Annotated in this window: 19 protein-coding genes; 12 read left to right on the top strand and 7 right to left on the bottom strand. The window is 70.6% G+C overall.

Translation table 11 applies throughout. The features are described from left to right. Positions 1–47 precede the first annotated feature (47 nt). Positions 48–413 carry a hypothetical protein gene (locus tag ACIOGX_RS25675; protein WP_356515720.1) on the top strand — a complete coding sequence of 122 codons (366 nt, stop codon included), beginning with the start codon at positions 48–50 and terminating at the stop codon, positions 411–413. Positions 414–469: 56 nt separating this feature from the next. Here the strand turns inward: ACIOGX_RS25675 and ACIOGX_RS25670 are convergent, their stop codons facing one another. Beyond that, positions 470–1798 carry an SAM-dependent methyltransferase gene (locus tag ACIOGX_RS25670; protein WP_401916541.1) on the bottom strand — a complete coding sequence of 443 codons (1329 nt, stop codon included), beginning with the start codon at positions 1796–1798 and terminating at the stop codon, positions 470–472. A gap of 83 nt (positions 1799–1881) precedes the next feature. Between ACIOGX_RS25670 and ACIOGX_RS25665 the strand changes: the two genes are divergently transcribed. The 4 genes from ACIOGX_RS25665 (at position 1882) to groL (ending at position 5546) form a co-directional block, all read left to right on the top strand. Next, positions 1882–2868 carry a polysaccharide deacetylase family protein gene (locus ACIOGX_RS25665; protein WP_401916538.1) on the top strand — a complete coding sequence of 329 codons (987 nt, stop codon included), beginning with the start codon at positions 1882–1884 and terminating at the stop codon, positions 2866–2868. After that, a complete protein-coding gene (locus ACIOGX_RS25660; RefSeq protein WP_401916535.1) occupies positions 2865–3317 on the top strand; it encodes a hypothetical protein in 453 nt (150 codons plus the stop codon). The genes ACIOGX_RS25665 and ACIOGX_RS25660 overlap by 4 nt, the downstream gene beginning before the upstream one ends. A gap of 202 nt (positions 3318–3519) precedes the next feature. Then, entirely contained in the window at positions 3520–3828 is a 309-nt protein-coding gene (gene groES, locus ACIOGX_RS25655) for a co-chaperone GroES (RefSeq protein WP_023539274.1), read from the top strand. 92 nt (positions 3829–3920) lie between these two features. Continuing rightward, the gene (groL, locus tag ACIOGX_RS25650) at positions 3921–5546 is read left to right on the top strand and encodes a chaperonin GroEL (RefSeq protein WP_129770822.1); all 1626 of its coding nucleotides are present in this window, start codon (positions 3921–3923) and stop codon (positions 5544–5546) included. Between the two features lie 216 nt (positions 5547–5762). Here the strand turns inward: groL and ACIOGX_RS25645 are convergent, their stop codons facing one another. Then, positions 5763–6536 (bottom strand): SDR family oxidoreductase, encoded by a 774-nt coding sequence (locus ACIOGX_RS25645; protein WP_356515729.1) that lies wholly within the window; start codon positions 6534–6536, stop codon positions 5763–5765. 53 nt (positions 6537–6589) lie between these two features. Beyond that, complete coding sequence (locus tag ACIOGX_RS25640; protein WP_383964686.1) at positions 6590–7285, bottom strand: MOSC domain-containing protein; 696 nt, start codon at positions 7283–7285, stop codon at positions 6590–6592. 81 nt (positions 7286–7366) lie between these two features. Between ACIOGX_RS25640 and ACIOGX_RS25635 the strand changes: the two genes are divergently transcribed. Further along, positions 7367–8257 (top strand): LysR family transcriptional regulator, encoded by an 891-nt coding sequence (locus tag ACIOGX_RS25635; protein ID WP_129770819.1) that lies wholly within the window; start codon positions 7367–7369, stop codon positions 8255–8257. Positions 8258–8374: 117 nt separating this feature from the next. Here ACIOGX_RS25635 and ACIOGX_RS25630 read toward each other — a convergent pair whose 3' ends face one another. Continuing rightward, positions 8375–8767, bottom strand: coding sequence for a WhiB family transcriptional regulator (locus tag ACIOGX_RS25630; protein ID WP_401916530.1), 393 nt, complete (start codon positions 8765–8767; stop codon positions 8375–8377). Between the two features lie 424 nt (positions 8768–9191). On the opposite strand from ACIOGX_RS25630, the gene ACIOGX_RS25625 reads away from it, so the two are divergent. The 4 genes from ACIOGX_RS25625 to ACIOGX_RS25610 all read left to right on the top strand — a co-directional run bounded on the left by ACIOGX_RS25625 (position 9192) and on the right by ACIOGX_RS25610 (position 13558). Next, positions 9192–9803 (top strand): response regulator transcription factor, encoded by a 612-nt coding sequence (locus ACIOGX_RS25625; protein WP_003948568.1) that lies wholly within the window; start codon positions 9192–9194, stop codon positions 9801–9803. Between the two features lie 252 nt (positions 9804–10055). Continuing rightward, positions 10056–10631, top strand: a complete 576-nt coding sequence (locus tag ACIOGX_RS25620) for a sigma-70 family RNA polymerase sigma factor (protein WP_030351487.1) — start codon at positions 10056–10058, stop codon at positions 10629–10631. 198 nt (positions 10632–10829) lie between these two features. After that, entirely contained in the window at positions 10830–12332 is a 1503-nt protein-coding gene (gene guaB, locus ACIOGX_RS25615) for an IMP dehydrogenase (protein ID WP_356515735.1), read from the top strand. A gap of 101 nt (positions 12333–12433) precedes the next feature. After that, positions 12434–13558 carry a GuaB3 family IMP dehydrogenase-related protein gene (locus tag ACIOGX_RS25610; RefSeq protein WP_356515737.1) on the top strand — a complete coding sequence of 375 codons (1125 nt, stop codon included), beginning with the start codon at positions 12434–12436 and terminating at the stop codon, positions 13556–13558. A gap of 175 nt (positions 13559–13733) precedes the next feature. Here ACIOGX_RS25610 and ACIOGX_RS25605 read toward each other — a convergent pair whose 3' ends face one another. Next, complete coding sequence (locus ACIOGX_RS25605) at positions 13734–14228, bottom strand: hypothetical protein (RefSeq protein ID WP_356515739.1); 495 nt, start codon at positions 14226–14228, stop codon at positions 13734–13736. A 93-nt stretch (positions 14229–14321) separates the two neighbouring features. Then, positions 14322–15584 carry a nucleotide sugar dehydrogenase gene (locus ACIOGX_RS25600; protein ID WP_401916692.1) on the bottom strand — a complete coding sequence of 421 codons (1263 nt, stop codon included), beginning with the start codon at positions 15582–15584 and terminating at the stop codon, positions 14322–14324. 264 nt (positions 15585–15848) lie between these two features. Between ACIOGX_RS25600 and ACIOGX_RS25595 the strand changes: the two genes are divergently transcribed. Then, entirely contained in the window at positions 15849–17570 is a 1722-nt protein-coding gene (locus ACIOGX_RS25595) for a glycerol-3-phosphate dehydrogenase/oxidase (RefSeq protein WP_401916525.1), read from the top strand. A gap of 33 nt (positions 17571–17603) precedes the next feature. On the opposite strand, the gene ACIOGX_RS25590 is transcribed toward ACIOGX_RS25595, so the two are convergent. Beyond that, positions 17604–18782 carry a serine hydrolase domain-containing protein gene (locus tag ACIOGX_RS25590; RefSeq protein WP_401916522.1) on the bottom strand — a complete coding sequence of 393 codons (1179 nt, stop codon included), beginning with the start codon at positions 18780–18782 and terminating at the stop codon, positions 17604–17606. A gap of 160 nt (positions 18783–18942) precedes the next feature. Between ACIOGX_RS25590 and ACIOGX_RS25585 the strand changes: the two genes are divergently transcribed. Next, positions 18943–20883 (top strand): protein kinase, encoded by a 1941-nt coding sequence (locus ACIOGX_RS25585; RefSeq protein WP_401916519.1) that lies wholly within the window; start codon positions 18943–18945, stop codon positions 20881–20883. The last annotated feature ends 4 nt before the right edge of the window (positions 20884–20887 follow it).

The following is a 20887-nucleotide window of genomic DNA, read 5'->3' as shown; positions in this document are numbered from 1 at the left end:
ATCCTGAAGAGGGAACGCATGCGCCATTCAGGGTTAAGGGGCGGCGGATGGAATGGGTCTGGTGGATTTTCGTCTTCTTCCTCGTGGGCGGTTTCGGCTGGATGGCCGACACGGGTCGTACAGCGCTGCAGACCCGGCACGAACGAAGAATTGAGCGCCTCAAGCTCCAGGAGCACGAACGGCTGGCCATCGAGCAGGCCAACAAGCCCCCGGAGCCGGTGTGCGGCTGCTCGCACCATCTGGCGAAGCACGACCGGCAGGGCAAGTGCCACGAGGACGTGGAGGTGCCGATGGAGTGGGACGAGAACAAGAAGCCCCTGCGGTACGAGCGCCGGCAGTGCAACTGCCAGCAGTACATCGGCCCGCAGCCGCTGTCCCAGATCTACGCGGACGAGCTGACGGACCTGAACTGACGGACGCGAGCGGACCCGACGGGCCCGCGGGGCCGATGCGACCGGGCCCGGGGGGCCTATGCGACCGGGTGGCCGATGAGCATCGTCGGCGCGCCCGCGACCCTCGTGAGGAAGACGGTCGTCGCGTGCGGACCTCTGAGTTTGAGGCGGCGGCGCAACTCCTCGGGCTCCACCGCCGAGCCGCGCTTTTTCACGGTCAGCACGCCGACCTCGCGCTCGCGCAGCAGGGCCTTCAGCTTCTTGAGGCCGAAGGGGAGCTGGTCGGTGATCTCGTAGGCCGTGGCGAACGCGGTCGGGCGCGCTTCGTCGGCCGTGATGTACGCGATCGTCTCGTCGATCAGCCCGCCGTCCAGGTCCTCGGCGACCTCGGCGACCAGATGCGCGCGGATGACGGCGCCGTCCGGCTCGTACAGGAAACGGCCGACCGGCCGGACCGCCGGGTCGGGCAGACCGCGGCCGGTGAGGGTGGCGCCGGAGGGCAGGAGGGTGGCGCGGCGCGTACCGGGGACGATGCTCTCCTGGCCCCGGCTCCCGACTCCGGCTCCGTTCCCTTCATCCCTGTGGCCGTGCCCGTTCGCGTCCCCGCGCCCGCGTTCACCCTCGCGCCGGTGCCAGAGCACGGCTTCCTTCACGTCACCGCCGTCCGAGATCCACTCGGCCTCGAAGTCGTCCGGGATCAGTTCGTGCGGGATGCCGGGCGCGATCTTGACCGCGCCCGCGCCGGTCCCGCGTACCGCGTCGACCGCCCAGGACAGCGGCGGTGAGTACGCCTCCGGATCGAAGATCCTGCCCCGGCCGCCGCGCCGCGCGGGGTCGATGAAGAGGGCGTCGGCCCCGGTCGTGTCGTACTCCAGGACATCCGCCCGGGTCACCGCCACGGGCGGGCCGTCCGGCGCCAGGGTGCGCACGTTGGTGAGGGCGATCTCGCAGGTCAGCGGGTCGAGATCGACGCCGGTCACGGCGAGGCCCGCGCGGGCCAGCTCGATCGCGTCGCCGCCGATGCCGCAGCAGAGGTCCGTGACGCGTGCGTCGGGTGCGAGCGCGCGGAACCGGGCGGCCCGGTGGGCGGCGACGCTGCCGCGCGTGGCCTGCTCGACGCCGTTCGGCGTGAAGTACATGCGGTACGCGTCCTCCGCGCCGAACTTCGCCACCGCGCGCTGCCGCAGCCGCGCCTGCGCCAGCGCCGCCGACACCAGCTCGGCCGGGTGCTCACGGCGCAGCCGCGTGGCGAGGGCGAGTTCCTGGGCCGGGTCGTGGTCGCGCAGTTCGGCGAGCAGGGCCTGTCCCTCGGCGGAGAGGAGGGGCGCGAGGAGCGGCGTGGGAGGAGCCGGAACGGGAGGGGGCGAGGCGGCGGGAGAGGAGGCGCGGTCGGTCACCCGGTCCATTGTGGGCCAGCCGGGGGACGGTGCGCGCCGGGGCGGCGGTGTCGGGCGACCGGAGGCTCCGCGCGCTGACAGGATGCGACGCCATGCAGCTAGTACGACAAAAAGAAGAAACGATCATGCAAGCCGCATACCGTGCACCGGGATGCGGACGATGGCGCGGCCGTACGGTCCTGGTCACACTGCTGGTCGCCGCCCTCGGCTCGGGATGCGCCGCCGGATCCGGCGAACCTGCGAAGTCCTCGCACGGCGCGTCCGCCGCCGGGAAGCCGGGCCAGGCCGCCGGGGCGCCGCGCGAGCTGAAGGCGGCCGAACTGGACGCGCTCTACGCGCCCGAGAACGTACGCCGCACGCAGGCCGTGCGCGCGGTCGCGGCGAAGAAATGGGGGCTCGCGAGCACTCCCCTGCCCGCGCCCCGGCCGCCCGCCGTCAAGCCGGAGATCAGCACGCGCGAGGGCTTCGAGGTCGAGGGCGGCGAGGACCTGCCGCCGCTGTTCACCACCGTCCCGGTCGACGGCAAGAAGGTCGTCTTCCTGACGATGGACGACGGCTCGGAGAAGGACCCCGAACTGCTGCGGATGATGAGCGAGCTGAAGATCCCGTACACCGCTTTCCTCAGCGATTACGTCATCAATGACAACTACGGCTACTTCACGCAGATGCGGGACCGCGGGGTCGCCATCCAGAACCACACCCTCAACCACCCGTACATGCCCGGCCTGTCGTACGAGGAGCAGAAGCACGAGATCTGCGGCCAGCAGGACCTGCTGGAGAAGAACTACGGGAAGCGGCCCACGCTCTTCCGGCCGCCGTACGGCAATTACAACGCCGACACGCTGCGCGCCGCCAAGGAGTGCGGGATCAAGGCCGCGCCGATCTGGGCGTCCGAGGCGTATCCCGACCACATGGAGTGGCGCGAGTGGGACCGGGACATGCACCCCGGCGACATCATCCTGACCCACTTCCGCGGGCGGGACGAGTGGAAGGGCAGCATGCCCGACATGATCCGCCACGTGATGAAGGTCGTCACGGACAAGGGATACGCCGTCGGCAAGCTGGAGGACTACGTATGAGACCCGCGCACCGGCTGCTGGCCGGGGTGCTGGCCGCCGGTGCGCTCCTCGCGGCCGGCTGCGCGCAGTCGGCCGACGCGATGGACCCGATGGACCCGATCGAACGGCTCGGCCGCAAGGCGGCGCAGGGGGTGAGCCCGCACGACTCGGATCCGTCCCGGGTGCCCGTGCCGCTGCCGGGGCCGGGCCCGGGATCGATGACCCCGTCCACGGACCCGTCCTCGGACGCGCACATGGACCCGTCAGGGCCGGGCGCTCCCGTACGCCCCGTCTGCGGCCTGCACGAGATGTCGCCCCCGCCGCCGCCTGCACCGCCGCTCGCGCACCCGCTCGCGCCGCCGTCCCCGCTGCTGTCCACGTCCGAGCCGCCGTCGCCACCACTCCGGCACTGCCCCTCGGTCCTGCCGGGTTCGTACGGAACCCCTGCCCCCGGAGGTGCGTTTCCGTAGGTGGGAAAGATCCGCCACGACCGCGCTCATTGGCACTCCGCTTGACCGAGTGCTAATCGCAGTCATAGTCTCAGGTCTGGCACTCCCCACTGGAGAGTGCCAAAGCGCGACTGGCAGGTCCGGCACCCGCGACGACGGATCTATCTGGTCGCCACCCTCAGACAGTTAACCCCGTGAGATCTCCGAAGGGGGAGGTCGGATCGTGACGACCGCCAGCACCAAGGTTGCCATCAAGCCGCTCGAGGACCGCATTGTGGTCCAGCCGCTCGACGCCGAGCAGACCACGGCCTCTGGCCTGGTTATCCCGGACACCGCCAAGGAGAAGCCCCAGGAGGGCGTCGTCCTGGCTGTGGGACCGGGCCGATTCGAGAACGGCGAGCGGCTTCCGCTCGACGTCTCCGTCGGCGACGTCGTTCTGTACAGCAAGTACGGCGGCACCGAAGTGAAGTACAGCGGCGAGGAATACCTCGTCCTCTCGGCTCGCGACGTACTCGCGATCATCGAGAAGTAATTCACCTAATTGCTTTTGGACTGCGCCCCTGGCCCCCCTGCGATTGCCGGGCGGACAGGGGCGCAGTTCATTGAGAGGACAGAGAAGCTCCCATGGCGAAGATCCTGAAGTTCGACGAGGACGCCCGTCGCGCCCTCGAGCGCGGCGTCAACAAGCTTGCCGACACGGTGAAGGTGACGATCGGCCCCAAGGGCCGCAATGTCGTCATCGACAAGAAGTTCGGCGCCCCGACCATCACCAACGACGGTGTCACGATCGCCCGCGAGGTCGAGATCGACGACCCGTACGAGAACCTCGGCGCCCAGCTGGTGAAGGAGGTGGCGACCAAGACCAACGACATCGCGGGTGACGGCACCACCACCGCCACCGTGCTGGCCCAGGCGCTGGTCCGCGAGGGCCTGCGCAACGTCGCCGCGGGCGCTTCCCCGGCCGCCCTGAAGAAGGGCATCGACGCCGCGGTCAAGGCCGTGTCCGAGGAGCTCCTCGCGACCGCCCGCCCGATCGACGACAAGTCCGACATCGCCGCCGTCGCCGCGCTCTCCGCCCAGGACGAGCAGGTCGGCGAGCTGATCGCCGAGGCGATGGACAAGGTCGGCAAGGACGGTGTCATCACCGTCGAGGAGTCCAACACCTTCGGTCTGGAGCTGGACTTCACCGAGGGCATGGCCTTCGACAAGGGCTACCTGTCCCCGTACATGGTGACCGACCAGGAGCGGATGGAGGCCGTCCTCGACGACCCGTACATCCTGGTCCACCAGGGCAAGATCGCCAGCATCCAGGACCTGCTCCCGCTGCTGGAGAAGGTCATCCAGGCGGGTGGCTCCAAGCCGCTGCTGATCATCGCCGAGGATGTCGAGGGCGAGGCGCTCTCCACCCTCGTCGTCAACAAGATCCGCGGCACGTTCAACGCCGTCGCGGTGAAGGCCCCCGGCTTCGGTGACCGCCGCAAGGCCATGCTCGGCGACATCGCCACCCTCACCGGTGCGACCGTCATCGCCGAGGAGGTCGGCCTCAAGCTCGACCAGGCCGGTCTGGACGTGCTGGGCTCCGCCCGCCGCGTCACCATCTCCAAGGACGACACGACCATCGTCGACGGTGGCGGCAACTCCGCCGACGTCGCCGGGCGCGTCAACCAGATCAAGGCCGAGATCGAGTCCACGGACTCCGACTGGGACCGCGAGAAGCTCCAGGAGCGCCTCGCGAAGCTGGCCGGCGGCGTGTGCGTGATCAAGGTCGGCGCCGCCACCGAGGTGGAGCTGAAGGAGAAGAAGCACCGTCTGGAGGACGCCATCTCCGCGACCCGCGCCGCGGTCGAGGAGGGCATCGTCTCCGGTGGCGGCTCCGCTCTGGTGCACGCCGCCAAGGTGCTCGACGGCAACCTCGGCAAGGAGGGCGACGAGGCCACCGGTGTCGCGGTCGTCCGCCGCGCCGTGGTCGAGCCGCTGCGCTGGATCGCCGAGAACGCCGGCCTTGAGGGCTACGTCATCACCTCCAAGGTGTCGGAGCTGGACAAGGGCCACGGCTTCAACGCCGCGACCGGCGAGTACGTCGACCTGGTGAAGGCCGGCGTCATCGACCCGGTCAAGGTCACGCGCTCCGCCCTGGAGAACGCCGCGTCCATCGCCTCGCTGCTGCTCACGACCGAGACCCTGGTCGTCGAGAAGCCGGCCGAGGAAGAGGCCGACGCGGGTCACGGCGGCCACGGCCACAGCCACTGAGGCACAGAAGTCCTGCCGGACGAACGCACCGAGGCCCGGCACCCCTCCGCGGGGGTGCCGGGCCTCGGCGCGTTCCGCGCGCTCCGGCGGCGTCGACCGGCGGCGTCGACCGTCAGGCCGTCGACCGGCGGTGTCGACCGGCGGCGTCGACCCGGCGGTGTCGACCGGCGGAGCGAGCCGCTGGAGGCCGGCCGCGGTGGGGTCCGCCGGCGGCGCCTACGACGGGCCGTACTTGCGGCCCGTCTTCGAGCTGATCCCGCCCAGCAGCCCGCGCGGAGCCAGCTTCACCGCTCCCATCAGCGCCTTGTAGCGCGGATCCGGTACGGACACGGTCTTTCCGCGCGCCAGGTCCGCCAGCGCGGCGGCCACCAGCTTGTCCGCGTCCAGCCACATCCAGCCCGGGATGTTGTCCGTGCCCATCCCGGCCCGCTCGTGGAACTCGGTCCGCACGAAGCCGGGGCACAGCGCCATCAGCCGCACCCCCGTCCCGGCCAGATCCCGCGCCGCGCCCTGGGTGAACTGCACGACCCAGGCCTTCGAGGCGCCGTATGTCCCGCGCGGTACGAACGCCGCCACGGACGCCACATTGACGACTCCGCCCCGGCCGCGCGCCTTCATCCCCGGGACCGCCGCCGAGGTCAGCCGCAGCACGGCCTCGCAGTGCACCTTCAGCATGGTCAGTTCATCGGCCATCGAGACATCGAGGAACCGTCCCTTGTTGCCGAACCCCGCGTTGTTGACCAGCAGATCGACCGGCTGCTTCCGGTCCGAGAGCCTTCTCTCCACCGAGGCGATCCCGTCGTCGGTGGAGAGGTCGGCGGTCAGCACCTCGGCCTCGATGCCGTGCCGGTCGTGCAGTTCGGTGGCCTGGACACGCAAACGCTCGGTGTCGCGGGCCACGAGGACGAGATTGTGGCCGTCCGCGGCCAGCCGTCGAGCGAAGGCGGCGCCGATCCCCGCTGTCGCGCCGGTAATCAAAGCAGTCGTCATAGGCAGGCACGTTAGTGCCTGCGCGGGCGGACCCGGCGATGCCCGGGAAAGGGCTACTTCGCGGCGTTTCCCGCCGTGTCCCCCGCGCCGTACTTCTCGACGTACTCCCGCGCCGTCCTCAATTCCCCGGCGTGCAGGGCGTCACCGGCGGCGAGGACCAGGGGCAGCAGCTCCCGCTCGGTGGTGGCGGCGCGGAAGGCCAGGGCCACCGTCACGTCATGGTCCGGCCGGTGGACGATCTCGATCGGATCGCCCGCGCGGATCTCGCCAGGGGTGATGACCCGCAGATAGGCACCGGTCACGGCCTGCCCGGTGAACCGCCGCACCCAGCCCTTCTCGCCGAGCCAGCCCTGGAACGTACGGCACGGAATCCGCCCGCTCGTCGTCTCCAGCACCACATCGGCGCCGATCCGCCAGCGCTCGCCGATCCTGGCGCCCATGACGTCCAGACCGGACGTGGTGAGGTTCTCCCCGAAGGCACCGTTGGCCAGCGGTCGCCCCAACTCCCGCTCCCAGAAGTCCAGATCCTCCCGCGCGAACGCGTACACCGCCTGGTCGGAGCCGCCGTGGTGGCGCAGATCGCAGACCGTGTCACCGGCGACCCCGCTCGCGCCCTCGCCCCTGGGCCCGGGGTCCGCCACCCGTACGGGACCGTCCGTCGGACGCTTGTCGATGCCGGTGACCCCGCCCGGACTGTCCGTGTATTCCACGGCCGTCGGCCGCCCCACATTTACGGTCAGAAGCTTCATACGCGCCACGTTATCCGCCCCCATCCCAAACGTTCCACCCGTAATTGAGCATTACCCCAAAGCGTCGCTTATAGTCGAAGGGTGATCGAAGCCCGGCATCTCCGTGTCCTGCGCACCGTGGCCGCCACCGGCTCCTTCTCCGCGGCGGCGCGTGAGCTGGGCTGTACGCAGCCGGCCGTCAGCCAGCAGATGAAGGCGCTCGAATCGTCCGCGGGCACCCCCCTGATCGTGCGTACCGGCCGCGAGATGCGGTTGACGCAGGCCGGTGAGGCGCTCGTGCGGCACGCCACGGGCATCCTCGCCGGACTCACCGCGGCGGAGGAGGAGATCGCGGCCATCGCCGGGCTGCGGGCCGGCCGGGTCAGGCTGGTGTCCTTCCCCAGTGGCAGTTCCACGCTGGTGCCGACCGCCCTGGCCGCTCTGCGCGCGGCCCATCCGGGCACGCGGGTCTCGCTGGTCGAGGCCGAGCCGCCGAGTTCGGCGGCGATGCTGCGCGACGGCGAGTGCGATGTGGCGCTGGCGTTCCGCTACGGGGGCTCCGACGCCGAGTGGGACGACCTCGCCGTACGGCCGCTGCTCGTCGACCGGCTCGTCGGTCTGGTCCCCGAGGGGCACCGGCTCGCGGACGCGGGTACGGTCGCGATCGCCGAGCTGGCCGCCGAATCATGGATCGCGGGCTGTCCGCGCTGCCGTACCCAACTGGTCGACGCCTGCGAGGCGGCGGGATTCACGCCCCGGATCGACTTCGCGACGGATGACTATCCGGCCGTGATCGGCCTGGTCGCGGCGGGGCTGGGGGTGGCGGTGCTGCCGGAGCTGGCGATGGAGTCCGTACGCACCGAGGGCGTCCGTGTGCTGGCGGTCGAGCCGTGTGTCCACCGGGAGATCGTCGCGCTGACACTGCCCGATCTGGCGCGGGTCCCGGCCGTGGCGGCGACGCTGGATCAGCTGGTCCTGGCCGGCGCGCGGTGACGGAGCACGCGGGCGGGACGCGGGATGTGCGGTGTGGTGTTACCGGGATGTGCGAAGTGGCGTTACGCGGTGTGGTGTTACTTGGAGGAACGTTTCTTCTCTCAGGACGGAGGTCGCTCAGCCGTTCTCGTGGCCCCCGTGGCTGTGGCTGTGGCTGTGGCTCTGTCCGTGACCGTGGCCGTGGCCCGTTCCGGTGCCGCCGTGACCCGAGGTCGACGCTGTGATGAGCCGGGTCCGCGCCCGCCCCATCAGCTCCTCGCGCTCGTCCTCCGTCAGACCGCCCCACACGCCGTACGGCTCCCGCACCGCCAAGGCGTGGGCCGCGCACTCCGCGCGGACCGGGCACCTCATGCACACCTCTTTCGCCGAGTTCTCACGCGCGCTTCGCGCCGCGCCTCTTTCCCCCTCCGGGTGGAAGAAGAGCGAACTGTCGACACCCCGACATGCCGCGAGGAGCTGCCAGTCCCACAGGTCTGCGTTCGGTCCGGGAAGGCGGGAGAAATCTGCCATTGCTCATGTCCCCTTGAAACCGTGCTGAGGCGGATACGGGCCGCTTGGACGCCGGGTACGAGCCCGGCGCGTACTCACACCGGTGCTCACGACCGTACATCTACTATGTAAGTAGATGTAAATATGACTCATTGCGAATCTAGCCACAGACACCAGTAAAAGTGAAGAAAAGCCGCTAAATGGGGCATACCTCCGATTGGGTACCGGTCAACCCCATGCGCTCTGCTCTGTGTGCGACCCCTCACAGGGAGTGTCGAAGGGCCTCGTCGGACCCGTAACTCTTTCGAGTGACCGTCGTTGAATGTGCGAGGCGGTTGAAAGAATGAGCGCTCGGGCGCATGTCCGAGAGCGTCAATCGCACAGGTGACGATATGTACCCAGCCTGGAGGCTCAAGGTGACGCGCATCAGCTGCGGAGGACGGTCATGACATCCGTCCTCGTCTGCGACGACTCCCCGCTTGCCCGAGAGGCGCTCCGCCGCGCGGTCGCGACCGTGCCCGGTGTCGAGCGCGTGACGACCGCGGCCAACGGCGAGGAAGTCCTCCGCCGCTGGGGTGCCGACCGGTCCGATCTGATTCTGATGGATGTACGCATGCCGGGGCTGGGCGGTGTCGAGACCGTCCGCCGGCTGCTCTCGGCCGACCCCGGCGCCCGGATCATCATGCTCACGGTCGCCGAGGACCTGGACGGCGTCGCGCTCGCGGTCGCCGCCGGTGCCCGCGGCTATCTCCACAAGGACGCCTCGCGCGCCGAACTGCGCGCGACCGTCACCCAGGCGCTCGCCGACCCGACCTGGCGGCTCGCGCCGCGGCGGCTCCGCTCGGCCGAGATGGGCGCCGCGCCCACGCTCACCGCGCGCGAGATCCAGGTGCTCGAAGGCATGAGTCACGGCCGGTCGAACGCGGAGATCGGCCGTGAGCTGTTTCTCTCCGAGGACACGGTCAAGACGCACGCCCGGCGGCTCTTCAAGAAGCTCGGCGCCTCGGACCGTGCGCACGCGGTGGCGCTCGGTTTCCGCTGGGGCCTCGTCCGCTGACACGCCTCAGCGCTCCGCCCGTCGGCCGGTTCAGTCATTCCGGGGCCCGGCGGGCGGAGCAACGTACGCGCGTACACACCCGTTTCCCGCGCGATGCCGCATCCTTGAGATGTGGAGTTCCTCGGGGACGAGTCGGACGAGCGCGAGGGGAGAGCGCGGGAAATGAGTTCTGCCGCACCCGCTCATAACGCTTCGGTGCACAACTATGGACGCGGTGCCACCGATCAGCAGCCACCAAGGCACCATGGTCCGATGCGCGATGACGAGACCACGGTGATTGGTGCGCTCGTTCACCGTGCCGTCGACGGCGACGAACAGGCGACGCACGATCTGCTGGCCCGGGTCCATCCGCTCGCGCTGCGTTACTGCCGTACGCGGCTGAACCGGCTGCCCGGTGACGCGCGGCACTTCGTGGAGGATCTCGCCCAGGAAGTCTGTGTCGCGGTCCTCATGGCCCTGCCGCGCTACCGCGACACCGGCCGGCCCTTCGAGGCGTTCGTCTTCGCCATCGCCGGGCACAAGGTCGCCGATCTCCAGCGGGCCGCCATGCGGCACCCGGGATCCACGGCCGTACCGTCCGACGAGATGCCCGAGCGGCCGGACGATTCCCTGGGACCCGAGGAGCGCGCGCTGCTCAGCAGCGACGCGGAGTGGGCCAAGAAACTGCTCGCCAATCTGCCGGAGAACCAGCGCGAGCTGCTGGTACTGCGGGTCGCGGTCGGACTGACCGCCGAGGAGACCGGGCAGATGCTGGGGATGTCGCCGGGCGCCGTACGGGTCGCCCAGCACCGTGCGCTCAGCAGGCTGCGGGCGCTGGCCGAGCAGTGAGCCGGGGCGGTCGGACGGGTGTTTCCCGTCCGGTGGCTGCCCCGGGACCGGCCCCGCGGATGCCGTGAGCGGCATTCGGAGGCATCCAAACGTATGAACATACGAAGCCGATCGGTGATCTCGATCGTGGAATGAGCGGCCCGCGAAGCCCGTTAGCATGGACATCCGCACCGATCAAGGCCATTTGGGGAAGGTGTCATGACTGCAAACGTCGACGGAGTGCCCGAGAAATTCGCGACGCTCGGGCTGACATACGACGACGTACTGCTGCTTCCGGGGGCCTCGGAAGTGCTGCCGAACCAGGTGGACACCGCCTCTCTGGTCTCGCGGAACGTCAAGGTGAACATCCCGCTGCTGTCCGCGGCGATGGACAAGGTCACCGAGGCCCGGATGGCGATCGCCATGGCGCGGCAGGGCGGCGTCGGTGTGCTGCACCGCAATCTCTCCATCGCCGACCAGGCCAATCAGGTCGATCTGGTGAAGCGCTCCGAGTCCGGCATGGTCACCGATCCGATCACGGTGCACCCCGACGCGACGCTCGCCGAGGCCGACCAGCTCTGCGCCAAGTTCCGGATCAGCGGCGTCCCGGTCACCGACCGCGCGGGCAAGCTGCTCGGCATCGTCACCAACCGGGACATGGCCTTCGAGGCGGACCGTTCGCGCCAGGTGCGCGAGGTGATGACCCCGATGCCGCTGGTCACCGGCAAGGTAGGCATCTCCGGTGTGGACGCGATGGAGCTGCTGCGCCGTCACAAGATCGAGAAGCTTCCGCTGGTCGACGACGCGGGCATCCTCAAGGGCCTGATCACCGTCAAGGACTTCGTCAAGGCGGAGAAGTACCCGCACGCGGCGAAGGACGCGGAAGGCCGGCTGCTGGTCGGCGCCGCCGTGGGCGCCAGCCCGGAGGCGCTGGAGCGGGCCCAGGCGCTGGTCGCGGCGGGTGTGGACTTCCTCGTCGTGGACACCTCGCACGGCCACAACAGCAACGCGCTCAGCTGGATGTCCAAGATCAAGTCGAGTGTCGCGGTGGACATCATCGGCGGCAACGTCGCCACCCGCGACGGCGCCCAGGCGCTGATCGACGCGGGTGTGGACGGCGTCAAGGTCGGTGTGGGGCCCGGCTCGATCTGTACCACCCGCGTGGTCGCCGGTATCGGGGTCCCGCAGGTCACGGCGATCTACGAGGCGGCGGTGGCCTGTCAGGCGGCCGGTATCCCGGTGATCGGCGACGGCGGCCTCCAGTACTCCGGCGACATCGGCAAGGCGCTCGCCGCCGGAGCCAGCACGGTCATGCTGGGCAGCCTGCTCGCGGGGTGCGAGGAGTCGCCGGGCGAGCTCCAGTTCATCAACGGCAAGCAGTTCAAGTCGTACCGGGGCATGGGGTCGCTCGGCGCGATGCAGTCGCGCGGCCAGGGGCGTTCGTTCTCCAAGGACCGCTACTTCCAGGCCGAGGTCTCCTCGGACGACAAGCTGGTGCCCGAGGGCATCGAGGGCCAGGTCCCCTTCCGCGGTCCGCTCGCCGCCGTCCTGCACCAGCTGGTCGGCGGGCTGCGCCAGACCATGGGGTACGTGGGCGCCGCCTCCATCGACGAGATGGAGCGCAAGGGCCGGTTCGTACGGATCACGTCCGCGGGCCTCAAGGAGAGCCACCCGCACGACATCCAGATGACGGTCGAGGCACCGAACTACACCGCGAACTGAACGAGCGCTTCCGTGAGGGGCGGCCCCGGATTCCGGGACCGCCCCTCACGGGCGCGTCGGGGATACTGGACGGGCAGACGTAGAGGGAAAGGCCACACATCGTGACTGAGATCGAGATCGGGCGCGGCAAGCGCGGCCGCAGGGCGTACGCGTTCGACGACATCGCCGTCGTCCCGAGCCGGCGCACCCGGGACCCGAAGGAGGTCTCGATCGCCTGGCAGATCGACGCCTACCGGTTCGAGCTGCCGTTCCTGGCCGCCCCCATGGACTCCGTCGTCTCGCCGCGGACGGCGATCCGGATCGGTGAGATGGGCGGTCTGGGGGTGCTCAACCTGGAGGGTCTGTGGACCCGGTACGAGGACCCCGAGCCGCTGCTCGACGAGATCGCCGGTCTTGAGGAGGCGACCGCCAACCGCAGGCTCCAGGAGATCTACGCCGAGCCGATCAAGGAAGAGCTGATCGGGCAGCGGATCAAGGAGGTGCGGGACTCGGGCGTGGTCACGGCGGCCGCGCTCTCGCCGCAGCGCACCGCCCAGTTCTCCAAGGCCGTGGTGGACGCCGGGGTCGACATCTTCGTCATCCGGGGTACGACGGTCTCCGCCGAGCATGTGTCGGGTGCCGCCGAGCCGCTGAACCTGAAGCAGTTCATCTACGAGCTGGACGTGCCGGTCATCGTCGGCGGCTGCGCCACGTACACCGCGGCCCTGCATCTGATGCGTACGGGCGCGGCGGGCGTGCTCGTCGGCTTCGGCGGCGGCGCCGCGCACACCACCCGCAATGTGCTGGGCATCCAGGTCCCGATGGCGACCGCCGTCGCGGATGTGGCGGCGGCCCGCCGGGACTACATGGACGAGTCCGGCGGCCGGTACGTGCATGTCATCGCGGACGGCGGGGTCGGCTGGTCGGGCGATCTGCCCAAGGCGATCGCGTGCGGCGCGGACTCGGTGATGATCGGGTCGCCGCTGGCGCGGGCGACGGACGCGCCGGGCAAGGGGCGCCACTGGGGCATGGAGGCGGTCCACGAGGACGTGCCGCGCGGCAAGCTGGTGGATCTGGGCATCGTCGGGACGACGGAGGAGGTCCTCACGGGTCCCTCGTACATCCCGGACGGGTCGATGAACTTCTTCGGCGCGCTGCGGCGGGCCATGGCGACGACGGGCTACAGCGAGCTGAAGGAGTTCCAGCGCGTCGAGGTGACGGTGGCGGACTCGCAGCACCGCCGCTGAGGAGCGCCGGGCGCGTGAAGCGGAAGTGCCCCGGGCCGCGTCGCGCGGTCCGGGGCATCTCGCTGTCCCGTGCTGTGCCGTGAGGGGCCGGCCGGTCGTGGCCGACCGTCGTGGCCGACCGCCTTGTCCGGCTGCTTTGGCCGGCTGCCTTGTCCGGCTGCTTTGGCCGGCTGCCTTATTCGGCGGCCTTCTTGGCGCCCGAGAAGGCCGCGAAGGCGGCGAGCGCGAAGAACAGGAACGTCATCACGTCCTTGCCCTCGTTCCACGCCTCGGTCAGCAGACCGAAGTTGTCGAGGAAGACGTCCGTCGTGGACACGTTCAGTTCCTTGGCGACGATGATCGCGATGCCGAGGAGCTGGCCCAGGTAGACCGCGCCCAGGGACAGGACCGCGCCGACCACCGGCAGCACGGGGTGGGACCCGCCGGCCTTGCCCGCGGCGAACCCGGTCAGGAAGCCGACGCCGATGGCGGCGAACCCGATCTCGCGCTCGATGGCCCCGGCGATCCCGCCGTAGACCCCGCCGGCGACGAGTGCGGCGACCAGGGCCGCCACCAGACCGAGCGCGAGGTTGTCGCGCGCGGGTGCGGGCGGCGGGGGCGGGGTGTACGGGCCGGGCGGGACGGCGCCATTGGCGAAGGGATTGCCGGGTGGTGGAACGGACTGACTCATGCTGAAGATCCCCCCAGGGAAAGTGTCGTGCGCATGACCTGCGCTCGATGGCCCTGGACAGTAGCAGTCAGGTCGGACATTCCCGTACCGGATTCACAGGCGGTACGCGGCGCCCGCCGGGCTCGCTCCCCGGGTGTCCAGCAGCAACTGCGCCTTGACCGCCAGACCTTGGAGGTCGTAGGTGCGGTGGTGCTGGAGCAGCACCGTCAGGTCCGCGTCGGCCGCGGCCTCGTAGAGCGAGTCCGCGCGCGGCACGGGGAGGTCGCGTACCCGCCAGTCCGGGACGTACGGATCGTGGTAGCTGACGACGGCGCCCAGATCCATCAGCCGGCAGGCGATCTCGGTGGCCGGTGAACTCTCCTGGTCGGCGAGGTCGGGCTTGTAGGTGACACCGAGGAGCAGCACGCGGGCGCCGCGGGCGGACTTGCCGTGCTCGTTGAGGAGGGTGGCGCCGCGCTGGATGACGTACTGCGGCATCCGGGAGTTGATCTCCTGGGCGAGGCCGACCATCCGCAGCGGATGGCCCGGGGTGCGGCCCGCGTGCGGCAGATAGCTGGGGTCCAGCGGTACGCCGTGGCCGCCGACGCCGGGGCCCGGCCGGAAGGCCTGGAAGCCGAAGGGCTTGGTCTCGGCGCAGCGGATGACGTCCCAGAGGTCGACGCCGAGGTCGTGGCAGAGCACGGCCATCTCGTTGACCAGGGCGATGTTGACGTGCCGGAAGTTGGTTTCGAGGAGCTTGACGGTCTCGGCCTCGCGCGGGCCGCGCGCCCGCACGACCTTGTCGGTGAGGCGGCTGTAGAAGGCCGCCGCCGATTCGGTGCAGGCGGGGGTGAGACCGCCGATCACCTTGGGGGTGTTGGCGATGCCGTGGGTGCGGTTGCCGGGGTCGAGCCGGCCGGGGGAGTACGCGAGATGGAAGTCGCGTCCGGCGCGCAGTCCGGAGCCCTCTTCCAGGAGGGTGCGGAGGTAGCCCTCGGTGGTGCCGGGCGCGACGGGTGATTCCAGCAGGACGGTGGTGTGCGGGCGCAGCCGGGCGGCCAGCGCGCGGGCCGCGTCGCCGATCGCGGTCAGATCGGGCGTGCGGTCGGCGCCGAGTGGGGAGGGCGCGCAGATCACGGCGGTACGGACCCGGCCGAGCTCGGTCGAGTTGGTGGTCGGCCGGAAGCCCCCCGAGAGCATCCGGCGTACGTCCGAGGCGGTGAGCGGTCCGTCGACCGGGGAATGGCCGGCGGCCAGCTCCGCGACGGGCCGGGGGTCGGTGTCGTAGCCGATGGTGTCGATACCGGCGGCCACGGCGGCCTGGGCGAGGGGCAGGCCGAGATGACCGAGTCCGATGACGGCGAGATCTGCGGGCACGGCGATGACCGCCCTTCCCATAGCCGGAGTGGACAGAGAGCGCAAGCCCTGTGGACAGAATGGGCACGCGCAATGTCAGACTAGGCGTAAATATGACCGTTATGTGGCATGGCGTGGCCGGGGAAGTCCGTTTCGCGTGAGGGATGGCGCCATTCGTCGACAGCTGTGTGACCGGTGTTATCCACAGGCGGTGGCTGAAGTCGTGGAGTGCGGACAGAATCGATGGTGTGAGCCCGACCACACGGGGGACGACGGGAGGCAGCGGTGAGAACAGCGAGACTGGGACCTGCGGAGCGCGGCCAGGCGCTCGCGGCGATGGCCGAGCGTGAACTGGACGTACTGGTGGTGGGCGCCGGCGTGGTCGGCGCGGGGACCGCCCTCGATGCCGTGACCCGAGGTCTCGCGACGGGCCTCGTCGAGGCGCGGGACTGGGCGTCCGGCACCTCCAGCCGGTCGAGCAAGCTGATCCACGGCGGCTTGCGCTATCTGGAGATGCTCGACTTCGCGCTCGTACGCGAAGCCCTCAAGGAACGCGGGCTGCTGCTGGAGAAGCTGGCTCCCCATCTGGTGAAGCCGGTGCCGTTCCTCTACCCCTTGCGGCACAAGGGCTGGGAGCGGCTGTACGCCGGTTCGGGCGTCGCGCTGTACGACGCGATGTCCGTCTCGTCCGGGCATGGACGCGGGCTGCCGGTCCACCGCCATCTCTCCCGGCGCAACGCGCTGCGGGTGGCGCCCTGCCTCAAGAAGGACGCGCTGGTCGGGGCGTTGCAGTACTACGACGCACAGATGGACGACGCGCGCTATGTGGCGACGCTGGTGCGCACGGCCGCGACCTACGGCGCGCATGTGGCCGGCCGGGCGCGGGTCATAGGCTTCCTGCGCGAGGGGGAGCGGGTCGTCGGGGCGCGGGTGCGGGACGTGGAGAGCGCGCACGGGGAAGGGGCCGGGGAGTACGAGATCCGGGCCAAGCAGGTCGTCAACGCCACCGGGGTCTGGACGGACGACACCCAGGCCCTCATCGCCGAGCGCGGGCAGTTCCATGTCCGGGCCTCCAAGGGCATCCATCTGGTCGTGCCCAAGGACCGGATCCACTCGTCGACGGGGCTGATCCTGCGGACCGAGAAGTCGGTGCTGTTCGTCATCCCCTGGGGCCGGCACTGGATCGTGGGCACCACGGACACGGACTGGGATCTGGACAAGGCCCATCCGGCGGCCTCCAGCGCCGATATCGACTATCTGCTCGAACACGTGAACTCGGTGCTGCACACGCCGCTGAGCAGGGACGACGTACAGGGCGTCTACGCGGGGCTGCGCCCGCTGCTCGCCGGGGAGTCGGACGCCACGAGCAAGCTGTCCCGCGAGCACACGGTCGCCCATCCGGTGCCCGGCATGGTGGTCGTCGCCGGCGGCAAGTACACGACGTACCGGGTGATGGCCAAGGACGCGGTGGACGAGGCGGTGCACGGCCTCGACCAGCGGGTCGCGGAGTGCGTCACCGAGGATGTGCCGCTGCTCGGTGCCGAGGGCTACCACGCGCTGTGGAACGCGCGGGCGAGGATGGCCGCGCGGACCGGGATCCATGTCGCCCGTGTGGAGCATCTGCTGAACAGGTACGGGACGCTCGTCGAGGAACTGCTCGAACTGATCGCCGCGGACCCGGGCCTCGGCCGGCCGCTGGCCGCCGCCGAGGACTATCTGCGCGCCGAGATCGTCTACGCGGCCTCGCACGAAGGAGCGCGCCATCTCGACGACGTACTGACCCGGCGTACGCGGATCTCCATCGAGACGTTCGACCGGGGCACCCGCAGCGCCCGGGAGTGCGCGGAGCTGATGGCGCCGGTCCTCGGCTGGGACAAGGACCGGATCGAGCGGGAGGTCGAGCACTACGAGAAGCGGGTGGAGGCGGAGCGGGAGTCGCAGCGGCAGCCGGACGACCAGACGGCGGACGCGGCGCGGCTCGGCGCGCCGGACATCGTGCCGATCTGACGCGCCGTGGCCGGTGCGCGGCCGGAGGGGCCCTCAGGGGCGAGTGCGAGGGGCCTCTCCGGAACGGCAGAACTCCGCGTCCAGCAGGGTCTGTTCGATCGATTCGAGTGATGCGTCAGGGATCGCGTCCGTGTTGACGCGGAAGGTGAGGGTGTGTCGGCCGTCGGCGGTGGTGGCCGTACGGACGTAACTGCCGGGGATCCGGCCGTTGTGGCCCCAGACGGTGAGACCGCAGGAGAGCCGCCACGGGTAGATGCCGAGGCCGTAGGCGCCGTGCGCGGCGGTGGTGTCGAGCAGCTCGCGCGACTGGGGCCCGGCGAGCAGCCGGCCGCCGAGCAGGGCGGAGTAGAAGCGGTCGAGGTCGTCGAGCGTGGAGATCAGCTCACCGGCCGCGCCCGCCGGACGCGGGTCGAGTTCGGTGACATCGCGCCGGGGGCCGCCGGAGTCCGGATCCCAGGTGTACGCGCGGCCGTGCGGGGAGGGAAGCGCGGTGCGCTCGCCGGGGAAGGAGGTGCCGGTGAGACCGAGGGGAACGATGATGCGGTCCGTGGCCTCGTCCGCGTACGAACGGCCCGTCACCTTCTTGACGACGAGGCCGAGCAGGACGTAATCCGTATTGGAGTACCGATACGAGCCGAGCGGTGCCGGTGCGCGCGCGAGCGCGATACGGAGCGCCGCCCGGGGGGTGGTGGGAGCGGGCGCCGAGACGGCGGCGGTGTAGTCGTACAGCCCGCTGGTGTGGCTCAGCAGCATGCGCAGGGTGAGCAGCCGGCCGTTGTTGCCGTGGCCGCGGACCAGCCCCGGCAGATGGTGTTCGACGGTGTCGGACAGGCGCAGCCGCCCCTCGGCGGCGAGTTGGAGGACGACCGTCGCCACCAGCGTCTTGGTGATGCTGCCGGCCCGGAACCGGTCGGTGCGGCGGATTCCGGGGCCGGCGGACTCGAAGCGGGAGGAGGAGGGCGTGCGGGAGACCAGGGCGGCGCCGGGCGCGCGGGCGTCGGAGACCAGCAGGGAGAGGGCAGCGGAGGTACGTGAGGGCTGAGACGAAGCGGGCGGTCTCGCCGTAAGGGAGGGGGCGGGACGGGCTGCTTCGGTACGGGCCACATCCGCCCCGCCGGGCACATCCGTCACATCGGTGTCTGAGACACATGTGCCCAAACCGAACAGGCTCATGACCAGCAGGGTGGTCAACCGGGTCCGGAGTAGTGGCATGGTGGGGATCCCTTCCTCCGGCACCATCCTGGCGGACGCCGGACCCGGGAGCGGTGACGGTCCCGGAGTGAGGGACAATGAAGCCTCTGCCAGGGCGCGTTACGGCACCGTGCGGGCGGGTGGAGTCGCGGGCCAGGATCAGGGATCGCAGAGGGGACGCATGTCGCAGTCGGAGCAGTCGCGGGACACGGCGCAGGAGCCCCAGCAGGACGCGAGGAAGAGCGCCGACGGCACTCCGGAAGGGCGCCTGCTCGCGGGCAGGTACCGGCTCGACGGGGTGCTCGGGCGCGGTGGCATGGGCACGGTCTGGCGGGCGCTCGACGAGACGCTCGGCCGTACGGTCGCGGTGAAGGAACTGCGCTTTCCCTCCAGCATCGACGAGGACGAGAAGCGCAGGCTGATCACGCGCACGCTGCGCGAGGCCAAGGCGATCGCGCGGATCCGCAACAGCGGCGCGGTGACGGTCTATGACGTCGTGGACGAGGACGACCGGCCCTGGATCGTCATGGAACTGGTCGAGGGCAAGTCGCTCGCCGAGGCCGTCCGGGAGGACGGGCTGCTGACGCCCCGGCGGGCGGCCGAGGTCGGGCTGGCGGTCCTCGACGTGCTGCGCTCCGCGCACCGCGAGGGCATCCTGCACCGCGATGTGAAACCGTCCAATGTGCTGATCGCCGAGGACGGGCGCGTGGTCCTCACCGACTTCGGTATCGCCCAGGTCGAGGGCGACCCATCGGTCACCTCGACGGGCATGCTCGTCGGCGCCCCCTCGTACATCTCGCCGGAGCGCGCCCGCGGCCACAAGCCGGGACCCGCGGCCGACCTCTGGTCGCTCGGCGGGCTGCTGTACGCGTCGGTGGAGGGCTGCCCTCCGTACGACAAGGGCTCCGCCATCGCCACGCTGACCGCCGTGATGACCGAGCCGGTCGATCCGCCCAAGAACGCGGGCCCGCTGGAAGAGGTCATCTACGGGCTGCTCGCCAAGGACCCCGAGCAGCGGCTCGACGACGCGGGCGCGCGTGCGCTCCTCCAGGACATCATCGACGCGCCCGAGCAGCCCCGGCGCGCTCCGGAACCGGAGCCGGACGCGACCCGCGTCGTGCCGCTGCCGCCGGTACCGGGCGACGCTCCGGCGGCGCGGTCGGCGCGCGGTTCCGCCGGGGAGGCGGGCGCGGACCGGGTGCGCGGCGCGCTGCGCTCGGTAAGGAACGCGGCGGCCGGCGCGTCCGACACCCGGCCGGCCCCGGAGCCCGGGGTGCCGCCGCGGCCCGCGCCGCCGCGCGCCTCGCTCACCGATGTGGTGCCCCGGCGCACGCTGGTCATCATCGCGGTCGTCGCCGCGCTCGCGCTCATCTCCACGGTCCTGATCGTCGCGCTGAACGGGAACTCCGACGACGCGTCAGGGGACGGCCAGGGCAAGGACACCTCGGCCGCCGCGGCCGGGGCCACCGCCGGTCAGGACGGATCGGGCGACGGCAAGGGGCAGAGCCCGGCGCCGGGCACGAGCGCGGCGGGGAACGGCAAGGGCGACGGCAAGGGGGACCCCGCCGCCACGAACGGGCAGGGGACCGACCCCGGTTCCGGTTCCGATTCGTCCGGCACCTCGGACAAGGGCAAGGAGGGCGGCGGGCAGAAGGGCGGCGCGCTGCCCGACGGCTATGCCACGGTCACCGACGACCGGTTCCACTTCTCGATGGCGATGCCCGAGGGGTTCCACAGAACCGGCATAGCGGGAGCCAACTCCGGCGGTATCTACAGCGAGGACGGGGACTTCCCCAGGGTCCAGATCGACTTCAACGACAGCCCGACCGATGACGCGGTGGCCGCCTGGCAGGGGCTCCAGTCGGCGGTCAGGGGCAGCAGCGACAACTACAAGCTGCGCGGCATCAAGAAGGTCGACTACAACGGCTACAAGACCGTCGCCGACTGGGAGTTCGAGCGCGATCAGAGCGGCGAGCGGATCAGGGTCCTCAACCGGGGCTTCAAGATCGACTCCAAGCGCGGCTACTCGATCATGGTCAGCTGCGAGGCGGGCGAGTGGAGCGACGAGGAGTGCGTGACGCTGCGCGAGACGGCGTTCGCGACGTTCAAGCCGACGGCCTGAGCGG

Source organism: Streptomyces sp. NPDC088147 (genome assembly GCF_044741565.1).
Lineage (GTDB): Bacteria > Actinomycetota > Actinomycetes > Streptomycetales > Streptomycetaceae > Streptomyces.
This window is presented reverse-complemented; position numbering and strand designations above follow the sequence as displayed.

Coding starts and splice junctions, on each gene's coding strand:
- ACIOGX_RS25675 (WP_356515720.1), top strand. CDS start 48: ATGGAATGGGTCTGGTGGATTTTCGTCTTCTTCCTCGTGGGCGGTTTC.
- ACIOGX_RS25670 (WP_401916541.1), bottom strand. CDS start 1,798: ATGGACCGGGTGACCGACCGCGCCTCCTCTCCCGCCGCCTCGCCCCCT.
- ACIOGX_RS25665 (WP_401916538.1), top strand. CDS start 1,882: ATGCAGCTAGTACGACAAAAAGAAGAAACGATCATGCAAGCCGCATAC.
- ACIOGX_RS25660 (WP_401916535.1), top strand. CDS start 2,865: ATGAGACCCGCGCACCGGCTGCTGGCCGGGGTGCTGGCCGCCGGTGCG.
- groL (WP_129770822.1), top strand. CDS start 3,921: ATGGCGAAGATCCTGAAGTTCGACGAGGACGCCCGTCGCGCCCTCGAG.
- ACIOGX_RS25645 (WP_356515729.1), bottom strand. CDS start 6,536: ATGACGACTGCTTTGATTACCGGCGCGACAGCGGGGATCGGCGCCGCC.
- ACIOGX_RS25640 (WP_383964686.1), bottom strand. CDS start 7,285: ATGAAGCTTCTGACCGTAAATGTGGGGCGGCCGACGGCCGTGGAATAC.
- ACIOGX_RS25630 (WP_401916530.1), bottom strand. CDS start 8,767: ATGGCAGATTTCTCCCGCCTTCCCGGACCGAACGCAGACCTGTGGGAC.
- ACIOGX_RS25625 (WP_003948568.1), top strand. CDS start 9,192: ATGACATCCGTCCTCGTCTGCGACGACTCCCCGCTTGCCCGAGAGGCG.
- ACIOGX_RS25620 (WP_030351487.1), top strand. CDS start 10,056: ATGCGCGATGACGAGACCACGGTGATTGGTGCGCTCGTTCACCGTGCC.
- guaB (WP_356515735.1), top strand. CDS start 10,830: ATGACTGCAAACGTCGACGGAGTGCCCGAGAAATTCGCGACGCTCGGG.
- ACIOGX_RS25605 (WP_356515739.1), bottom strand. CDS start 14,228: ATGAGTCAGTCCGTTCCACCACCCGGCAATCCCTTCGCCAATGGCGCC.
- ACIOGX_RS25590 (WP_401916522.1), bottom strand. CDS start 18,782: ATGCCACTACTCCGGACCCGGTTGACCACCCTGCTGGTCATGAGCCTG.
- ACIOGX_RS25585 (WP_401916519.1), top strand. CDS start 18,943: ATGTCGCAGTCGGAGCAGTCGCGGGACACGGCGCAGGAGCCCCAGCAG.